At 64.1% G+C, this 8143-nt stretch carries 17 protein-coding genes; all 17 read left to right on the top strand.

The genetic code is table 11. The features are described from left to right. Positions 1-570, top strand: a 570-nt coding sequence (locus ACWIEX_RS13265) for an EF-Tu C-terminal domain-related protein (RefSeq protein WP_454033428.1), incomplete at its 5' end; no start/stop codon positions are given. A 70-nt stretch (positions 571-640) separates the two neighbouring features. Next, the gene (rpsJ, locus tag ACWIEX_RS13260) at positions 641-949 is read left to right on the top strand and encodes a 30S ribosomal protein S10 (RefSeq protein WP_043237115.1); all 309 of its coding nucleotides are present in this window, start codon (positions 641-643) and stop codon (positions 947-949) included. Between the two features lie 125 nt (positions 950-1074). Further along, positions 1075-1803: a 50S ribosomal protein L3 gene (gene rplC, locus ACWIEX_RS13255; protein ID WP_454033427.1), complete on the top strand. Its 729-nt coding sequence runs from the start codon at positions 1075-1077 to the stop codon at positions 1801-1803. Further along, on the top strand, positions 1803-2423 hold the full coding sequence (rplD, locus tag ACWIEX_RS13250; protein ID WP_061967347.1) for a 50S ribosomal protein L4: 621 nt from the start codon (positions 1803-1805) through the stop codon (positions 2421-2423). Before rplC ends, rplD begins: the two co-directional genes overlap by 1 nt. Continuing rightward, positions 2420-2731 carry a 50S ribosomal protein L23 gene (locus ACWIEX_RS13245; protein ID WP_047582026.1) on the top strand — a complete coding sequence of 104 codons (312 nt, stop codon included), beginning with the start codon at positions 2420-2422 and terminating at the stop codon, positions 2729-2731. The genes rplD and ACWIEX_RS13245 overlap by 4 nt, the downstream gene beginning before the upstream one ends. A 10-nt stretch (positions 2732-2741) precedes the next feature. Further along, positions 2742-3584, top strand: a complete 843-nt coding sequence (gene rplB, locus ACWIEX_RS13240; RefSeq protein ID WP_454033426.1) for a 50S ribosomal protein L2 — start codon at positions 2742-2744, stop codon at positions 3582-3584. An 8-nt stretch (positions 3585-3592) separates the two neighbouring features. Continuing rightward, positions 3593-3871 carry a 30S ribosomal protein S19 gene (gene rpsS / locus ACWIEX_RS13235; RefSeq protein ID WP_061967350.1) on the top strand — a complete coding sequence of 93 codons (279 nt, stop codon included), beginning with the start codon at positions 3593-3595 and terminating at the stop codon, positions 3869-3871. Positions 3872-3874: 3 nt separating this feature from the next. Next, positions 3875-4258, top strand: a complete 384-nt coding sequence (gene rplV / locus ACWIEX_RS13230; RefSeq protein ID WP_377838321.1) for a 50S ribosomal protein L22 — start codon at positions 3875-3877, stop codon at positions 4256-4258. A gap of 10 nt (positions 4259-4268) precedes the next feature. Further along, positions 4269-4994: a 30S ribosomal protein S3 gene (rpsC, locus tag ACWIEX_RS13225; protein WP_061967354.1), complete on the top strand. Its 726-nt coding sequence runs from the start codon at positions 4269-4271 to the stop codon at positions 4992-4994. An 18-nt stretch (positions 4995-5012) separates the two neighbouring features. Further along, positions 5013-5426: a 50S ribosomal protein L16 gene (gene rplP, locus ACWIEX_RS13220; RefSeq protein ID WP_038365403.1), complete on the top strand. Its 414-nt coding sequence runs from the start codon at positions 5013-5015 to the stop codon at positions 5424-5426. Between the two features lie 11 nt (positions 5427-5437). Then, positions 5438-5650: a 50S ribosomal protein L29 gene (gene rpmC, locus ACWIEX_RS13215; RefSeq protein WP_454033425.1), complete on the top strand. Its 213-nt coding sequence runs from the start codon at positions 5438-5440 to the stop codon at positions 5648-5650. 10 nt (positions 5651-5660) lie between these two features. Beyond that, complete coding sequence (gene rpsQ, locus ACWIEX_RS13210) at positions 5661-5903, top strand: 30S ribosomal protein S17 (RefSeq protein ID WP_061967358.1); 243 nt, start codon at positions 5661-5663, stop codon at positions 5901-5903. Between the two features lie 209 nt (positions 5904-6112). Continuing rightward, the gene (gene rplN, locus ACWIEX_RS13205; RefSeq protein WP_038365406.1) at positions 6113-6481 is read left to right on the top strand and encodes a 50S ribosomal protein L14; all 369 of its coding nucleotides are present in this window, start codon (positions 6113-6115) and stop codon (positions 6479-6481) included. Continuing rightward, positions 6481-6798: a 50S ribosomal protein L24 gene (gene rplX, locus ACWIEX_RS13200; RefSeq protein WP_061967359.1), complete on the top strand. Its 318-nt coding sequence runs from the start codon at positions 6481-6483 to the stop codon at positions 6796-6798. Before rplN ends, rplX begins: the two co-directional genes overlap by 1 nt. Beyond that, positions 6791-7357, top strand: coding sequence for a 50S ribosomal protein L5 (rplE, locus tag ACWIEX_RS13195; protein WP_454033424.1), 567 nt, complete (start codon positions 6791-6793; stop codon positions 7355-7357). The genes rplX and rplE overlap by 8 nt, the downstream gene beginning before the upstream one ends. A gap of 36 nt (positions 7358-7393) precedes the next feature. After that, positions 7394-7699 carry a 30S ribosomal protein S14 gene (gene rpsN, locus ACWIEX_RS13190; RefSeq protein WP_454033423.1) on the top strand — a complete coding sequence of 102 codons (306 nt, stop codon included), beginning with the start codon at positions 7394-7396 and terminating at the stop codon, positions 7697-7699. Between the two features lie 13 nt (positions 7700-7712). Continuing rightward, the gene (gene rpsH, locus ACWIEX_RS13185) at positions 7713-8111 is read left to right on the top strand and encodes a 30S ribosomal protein S8 (protein ID WP_061967365.1); all 399 of its coding nucleotides are present in this window, start codon (positions 7713-7715) and stop codon (positions 8109-8111) included. Positions 8112-8143: the final 32 nt, after the last annotated feature.

The following is an 8143-nucleotide window of genomic DNA, read 5'->3' as shown; positions in this document are numbered from 1 at the left end:
CCGATCGACCAGCCGTTCCTGATGCCGGTCGAGGACGTGTTCTCGATCTCGGGCCGTGGCACGGTGGTGACCGGCCGCGTCGAGCGCGGCATCGTGAAGGTCGGCGAGGAAATCGAGATCGTCGGCCTGAAGGACACCGTGAAGACGACGGTGACGGGCGTCGAGATGTTCCGCAAGCTTCTGGACCAGGGCCAGGCCGGCGACAACATCGGCGCGCTGCTGCGCGGCACGAAGCGTGAGGACGTCGAGCGCGGGCAGATCCTGTGCAAGCCGGGCTCGGTGAAGCCGCACACGAAGTTCAAGGCCGAGGCCTATATCCTGACGAAGGAAGAGGGTGGCCGTCACACGCCGTTCTTCACCAACTACCGCCCGCAGTTCTACTTCCGCACGACGGACGTGACCGGCGTGGTCTCGCTGCCGGAAGGCACGGAGATGGTGATGCCGGGCGACAACATCTCGATGGAGGTGACGCTGATCGCCCCGATCGCGATGGAAGAGAAGCTGCGCTTCGCCATCCGCGAAGGCGGCCGCACTGTCGGTGCCGGCGTCGTCGCTTCGATCATCGCGTAACGCGTTTGCGTGAGGGGCAGGGGCCCTTCGGGGCCTTTGCCTTTTCTCACGTCACGGAGAGAACAAGACCATGAACGGTCAGAACATTCGGATCCGCCTCAAGGCGTTCGACCACCGCATCCTCGACGCTTCGACGCGTGAGATCGTGTCGACCGCGAAGCGGACGGGCGCTCAGGTCCGCGGGCCGATTCCGCTGCCCACGCTCATCGAGAAGTTCACCGTCAACCGCTCGCCGCACATCGACAAGAAGTCGCGCGAGCAGTTTGAGATGCGGACCCACAAGCGGGTTCTCGATATCGTCGACCCGACCCCGCAGACGGTCGACGCCCTCATGAAGCTCGATCTCGCCGCCGGCGTCGACGTCGAAATCAAGCTTTAAGTCGGAGACGGTCTGAACGGCGAACCGGTTTCCGCTTCGCCTGACCCTCTTCGGATCCGATTAAACGGGTCCTCTGTTTCCGGTTTTCCCCGGATGGACATGACCCCAAAGGAAGGTATGCACCGATGCGTTCCGGTGTGATTGCACAGAAAGTCGGGATGACCCGCATCTTCACGGATGCCGGCGAACACATCCCGGTCACCGTGCTGAAGCTCGACAACTGCCAGGTCGTCGCGCATCGCACGATCGAGAAGAACGGCTATGCGGCCGTGCAGCTGGGCTCCGGCACGGCGAAGGTGAAGAATGTCTCGAAGGCCGAGCGCGGTCATTTCGCGGTCGCCAAGGTCGAGCCGAAGCGCAAGGTGGTCGAGTTCCGCGTCAGCAACGACGCGCTGATCCCCGTCGGCGCCGAGCTGACCGCGGACCACTTCGTCGTCGGCCAGTTCGTCGACGTCTCCGGCACCACCACCGGCAAGGGCTTCGCCGGCGGCATGAAGCGCTGGAATTTCGGCGGTCTGCGCGCCACGCACGGCGTGTCGGTCTCGCATCGTTCGATCGGTTCGACCGGTGGCCGTCAGGACCCGGGCAAGACCTTCAAGAACAAGAAGATGCCGGGCCATCTCGGTGCCGAGCGCGTGACCACGCAGAACCTGCGCGTCGTCCAGACGGATGTCGAGCGCGGCCTGATCCTCGTCGAGGGCGCCGTCCCCGGCGTCGCCGGCGGCTGGATCCATGTCCGTGACGCCGTCAAGCGCGCCCTGCCGAAGGATGCGCCGCTGCCGGGCAAGTTCAAGGTTTCCGGCGAGGCCAAGGCGGAAGAGGCTCCTGCGGCCCAGGCTGAGGAGAACGCGTGATGAAGTTCGATATCACCACTCTCGAGGGCAAGTCGGCCGGTTCGGTCGAGCTGTCGGATGAGGTGTTCGGCCTGGAGCCGCGCGCCGATCTGCTCGCCCGCATGGTCCGCTATCAGCTTGCCAAGCGCCGCGCCGGGACTCACAAGTCCAAGGGCCGCTCGGAAGTCGATCGCACCCGCAAGAAGATCTACAAGCAGAAGGGCACCGGCGGCGCTCGCCACGGCGCGGCTTCGGCTCCGCAGTTCCGCGGCGGCGGCAAGGCCTTCGGCCCGGTGCTGCGTGACCACGGTCATGATCTTCCGAAGAAGGTCCGTGCGCTGGCTCTGCGTCACGCTCTCTCGGCCAAGGCGAAGGATGCCGGCATCATCGTGATCGACGATGCCACGCTGTCCGAGCCGAAGACCAAGGTGCTGCTCGGCCATTTCGGCAAGCTCGATCTGTCGAGCGCGCTGATCATCGGCGGCGCCGAGATCGATACCAATTTCGGCCTGGCCGCTCGCTCGATCCCGAACGTCGACGTGCTGCCGGTCCAGGGCATCAACGTTTACGACATCCTGCGTCGCGACAAGCTTGTCCTGACGCGCGCGGCCGTCGATGCGCTGGAGGCGCGCTTCAAATGAGCCAGTCCGCCAAGAACCTCGACCCGCGCCACTACGATGTGATCGTGGCGCCGGTCATCACCGAGAAGGCGACGATGCTCTCCGAGCACAACAAGGTCGTCTTCAAGGTTGCCAAGACCGCAACGAAGCCGCAGATCAAGGCGGCGATCGAGAAGCTCTTCGACGTCAAGGTGAAGAGCGTCAACACGATCGTCACCGAGGGCAAGGTCAAGATGTTCCGTGGCCGTCCCGGCCAGCGTTCGGACGTCAAGAAGGCGGTCGTGACCCTCGAAGAGGGCCACTCCATCGACGTGACCACGGGCCTGTGAGGGAATCATCATGGCTTTGAAACATTTCAAGCCGATCACGCCGAGCCTTCGCCAGCTCGTGATCGTCGACCGCAGCGAGCTCTACAAGGGCAAGCCGGTCAAGGTGCTGACCGAGGGCAAGAGCTCCTCGGGCGGCCGCAACAACACCGGCCGCGTCACCGTCCGCTTCCGCGGCGGTGGTCACAAGCGGACGCTGCGTCTCGTCGATTTCAAGCGTCGCGGCAAGGCCGGCATCCCGGCAACCGTCGAGCGGCTCGAATACGATCCGAACCGCACCGCCTTCATCGCCCTGATCAAGTATCAGGACGGCGAGCAGGCCTACATCCTGGCGCCGCAGCGCCTGGCTGTCGGCGACACGGTGGTTGCCGGTGAATCGGTCGACGTGAAGCCCGGCAACGCGGCCCCGATGGGCACGCTGCCGATCGGCACGATCGTGCACAATGTCGAGCTGAAGATCGGCAAGGGCGGCGCCCTGGCCCGTTCGGCCGGCAACTACGCCCAGATCGTCGGTCGCGACCAGGGCTACGTCATCGTTCGCCTGAACTCGGGCGAGCAGCGCCTGATCTCCGGCCAGTGCTACGCCACGGTCGGCGCCGTCTCGAACCCGGATCACATGAACCGGAACGACGGCAAGGCCGGTCGCTCGCGCTGGCTCGGCCGCCGTCCGCATAACCGCGGCGTCTCGATGAACCCGGTCGACCACCCGCATGGTGGTGGTGAAGGCCGGACGTCGGGTGGTCGCCATCCGGTTACGCCCTGGGGTCTGCCGACCAAGGGCAAGAAGACCCGCTCGAACAAGCGGACCGATACGTTCATCGTGTCGAGCCGTCACGCCCGCAAGAAGAAGAACTGAGGTCCGTCATGGCGCGTTCGCTTTGGAAAGGTCCGTTCGTCGACGGATACCTCCTGAAGAAGGCCGAGGTCGCCAGGACCTCGAGCCGTAGTGAAGTTATCAAGATCTGGAGCCGTCGCTCCACGATCCTGCCGCAGTTCGTCGGTCTGACGTTCGGCGTCTACAACGGTCACAAGCATGTGCCGGTGTCCGTGTCCGAGGAGATGGTGGGCCACAAGTTCGGCGAGTTCTCGCCGACGCGCACCTTCCACGGCCACGCTGCCGACAAGAAGGCGAAGAGGAAGTAAGCCATGGGTAAAGCATCCGCCCCCCGTGCGCTGCCCGAGAACGAAGCCACTGCGATCGCTCGCAACCTTCGCGTCTCGCCGCAGAAGCTGAACCTCGTCGCCCAGCTGATCCGCGGCAAGAAGGTCGCGACCGCGCTCGCCGATCTCGAGTTCTCGCGCAAGCGGATCTCGCTCGACGTGCGCAAGTGCCTCCAGAGCGCGATCGCCAATGCCGAGAACAATCATGATCTCGACGTCGACGATCTCGTCGTGGCACAGGCCTTCGTCGGCAAGGCTCTTGTCATGAAGCGTTTCCACGCTCGTGCCCGTGGCCGCGGCGCCCGCATCCTGAAGCCCTTCGCGAACATCACGATCGTGGTGCGCGAAGTCGCTGCGGCCAAGGCCTGAGGAGAGAACGATGGGTCAGAAAATCAATCCGATCGGCCTTCGCCTCGGCATCAACCGCACCTGGGATTCGCGTTGGTTCGCGGCCAAGGGCGAGTACGGCCAGCTGCTGCATGAGGACATGGCCATCCGCGCCGCCCTCATGAAGCTGCTGAAGCAGGCCGCCGTCTCGAAGATCATCATCGAGCGCCCGCACCGGAAGTGCCGCGTCACCATCCACTCGGCGCGTCCGGGCGTGGTGATCGGCAAGAAGGGTGCTGACATCGAGAAGCTCCGCAAGGAAGTCTCGAAGCTCACCAAGGCCGATGTGACGATCAACATCGTCGAGGTGCGCAAGCCCGAGATCGACGCCACGCTCGTCGCCGACTCGATCGCTCAGCAGCTCGAGCGCCGCGTCGCCTTCCGTCGCGCCATGAAGCGCGCCGTTCAGTCGGCGATGCGTCTCGGCGCCGAGGGCATCCGCATCAACTGCTCGGGCCGCCTCGGCGGCGCCGAGATCGCCCGCCTCGAATGGTATCGTGAGGGCCGCGTGCCGCTGCATACGCTGCGCGCCGACGTCGATTACGGCGTCGCCACCGCTTTCACGACCTACGGGACGTGCGGCATCAAGGTCTGGATCTTCAAGGGCGAGATCCTGGAACATGACCCGATGGCCCAGGACAAGCGCCTCTCCGACGAGGGCGGCCGCTCCGGCGGCCGTGATCGCGACCATCGCGATCGTCGTGAGCAGGCTGCGTAAGGCTGATCGAGAAGAGCCATGCTGCAACCAAAACGCACCAAGTTCCGCAAGCAGTTCAAGGGACGCATCTCCGGCGTCGCCAAGGGCGGCACGGATCTCAACTTCGGCCAGTTCGGCCTGAAGGCCCAGGAACCCGAGCGCGTCACCGCCCGGCAGATCGAGGCGGCCCGCCGCGCGATCACCCGTGCCATGAAGCGCGTCGGCCGTGTCTGGATCCGCATCTTCCCGGACGTGCCGGTTTCCAAGAAGCCGACCGAAGTCCGCATGGGTAAGGGCAAGGGTTCGCCCGAGTTCTGGGCGGCCAAGGTCAAGCCGGGCCGGATCATGTTCGAGCTCGACGGCGTGTCCGAGGAGATCGCCCGCGAGGCGCTCCGCCTCGGCGCTGCCAAGCTGCCGATCAAGACCCGCTTCATCCAGCGCATCGCCGAGTAAGGGAGGACAACATGAAGATTGCACAGCGTCAGTCCGACCTGAAGGCCATGAGCACGGACCAGCTCCAGGACGAGCTGCTCAAGCTGAAGAAGGAGCAGTTCAACCTGCGCTTTCAGAAGGCGACCGGCCAGCTCGAGAACACCGCGCGCGTCACCGAAGTGCGCAAGGACATCGCCCGCATCAGAACGCTGCAGCGGTCGAAGACCGTCGCAGCGAGCGCGTGAGGAGAGAATAATGCCTAAGCGCGTACTGCAGGGCGTCGTCGTCAGCGACAAGCAGAACAAAACTGTTGTGGTCAAGGTCGAGCGGCGTTATACGCACCCGCTCCTCAAGAAGACGGTGCGCCGCACGAAGAACTATCACGCCCATGACGAAGTGGGTGCGTTCAAGGTCGGCGACACGGTCTGGATCGAGGAGTCCAAGCCGATTTCCAAGCTGAAAAGCTGGGTTGTGCTCGAGGACGCCCCCAAGGCGTGATTCGAGACGGCTTCGCCCGGCCCCGAATCAGGGGCGGGCGCGGCAGGAAAGAAGCCGGGCATGTTTCTCCGCAAGAGTGGTTCCCACTTTTGCGGATCGTGTTTTGTTTTGAGGCCAGGGGGCGATCGACCCCCGTCAGTCGTAGTCCCCGCCAGCGCTGAGGCCGGCCGGGAAACCGCGCTGATACACAGATTGGAAGGATCAAGGCCATGATCCAGGTGCAGACGAATCTCGACGTCGCCGACAATTCCGGCGCCCGTCGCGTGATGTGCATCAAGGTTCTCGGCGGGTCGAAGCGGCGCTATGCCCGCATCGGCGACATCATTGTCGTCTCGATCAAGGAAGCCATCCCGCGCGGTCGCGTGAAGAAGGGCGACGTCATGAAGGCGGTCGTCGTTCGCACCGCCAAGGACGTCAAGCGCCAGGACGGTTCGGTGATCCGCTTCGACCGCAATGCGGCGGTGCTGATCAACAACCAGAAGGAGCCGGTCGGCACGCGTATCTTCGGACCGGTTCCGCGCGAGCTGCGCGCCAAGAACCACATGAAGATCATCTCGCTGGCGCCGGAGGTGCTGTGATGGCTGCTAAGATCAAGAAGGGCGACAAGGTCGTCGTGCTCGCTGGTCGCGACAAGGGCAAGTCGGGTGAAGTGCTCCAGGTCCTGCCGAAGGACGGCCGTGCGGTCGTTCGCGGCGTCAACCTGGTGAAGCGTCACACCAAGCAGTCCGCACAGTCCGAGGGCGGTATCATCAGCAAGGAAGCGACGATCGACCTGTCGAACATCGCTGTTGCCGATCCGAAGGATGGCCAGGCCACCCGCGTCGGTTTCAAGGTGCTCGATGACGGCCGCAAGGTTCGTTTTGCCAAGCGTTCGGGGGATCTGATCGATGGCTGAGGCTCAGCAGGGCGCGCTTTCGCCGCGCATGAAGAAGCATTACGAGGACGTTGTCCGTCCCGCGATGATCGCCGAATTCGGCTACAAGAACGTCATGGAAGTGCCGACGATCGAGAAGATCGTCATCAACATGGGCGTTGGCGAAGCGACTGCGGACCGCAAGAAGGTCGACGTCGCTGCCGCGGATCTCGCCCTGATCGCCGGCCAGAAGCCGGTCATCACCAAGTCCCGCCTCGCCATCGCCGGCTTCAAGCTGCGCGAGAACATGGCGGTCGGCTGCAAGGTCACGCTGCGCAAGACCAAGATGTTCGAGTTCGTCGACCGGCTCGTCACCATCGCCTTGCCGCGCGTGCGCGACTTCCGGGGCCTCAACCCCAAGTCGTTCGACGGGCGCGGCAATTTCGCGCTCGGGATCAAGGAGCACATCGTGTTCCCCGAGATCAACTACGACAAGGTCGACCAGGTCCTGGGTATGGACGTGATCGTCTGCACGACTGCGAAGTCGGACGACGAGGCACGCGCCCTGCTCAAGCACTTCAACTTCCCGTTCCGGCAGTGAACCTAAGCGTTCATACGCGGAAACCAGGAGAGATCGATGGCTAAGAAAAGCTCCGTCGAGAACAACGAGCGCCGCAGGAAGCTGGTGAAGAAATTCGCCGGCCGCCGGGCTCGCCTTCTCGCGATCGCCAATGACGAAAACCAGCCCATGGACGAGCGCTTCCTCGCCCGCCTGAAGCTGGCCGAACTGCCGCGCAACTCGGCCAAGATCCGCGTTCGCAATCGTTGCGAAGTGACGGGCCGCCCGCGCGCGGTTTATCGCAAGCTCAAGATGTCGCGTATCGCGCTGCGTGAGCTCGGTAACAAGGGGCTGGTTCCCGGCCTCGTGAAATCGAGCTGGTAAGGAGGACTGGACAATGGCAATCATTGATCCGCTCGGCGATATGCTGACCCGCATCCGCAATGCGCAGATGCGTCGCAAATCCCGCGTTTCCACCCCTGGCTCGAAGCTGCGCGCCCGCGTGCTCGACGTGCTGCAGTCCGAGGGTTACATCCGCGGCTACAGCCAGACCGAGTTCGGCAACGGCCGGACGGAGTTCGACATCGAGCTGAAGTATCACGAGGGCCTGCCGGTCATCCGGTCGATCTCGCGTGTTTCGAAGCCCGGCCGCCGCGTCTACTCGTCGGTCGAGACAATGCCGCGCGTGGCCGATGGCCTTGGCGTGACGATCGTCTCGACGCCGCGTGGCGTGATGGCCGATCATGTGGCCCGCGAGCAGAACGTGGGCGGCGAAGTGCTCTGCAAGGTCTTCTGACCTTACAGGCGCCCCGCTCACTTTCAGGAGAG

This window comes from Allobosea sp. NPDC055353 (assembly GCF_053644975.1).
The sequence above is the reverse complement of the archived record's forward strand: the minus strand, read 5'-3'. Positions and strand labels throughout refer to the sequence as shown.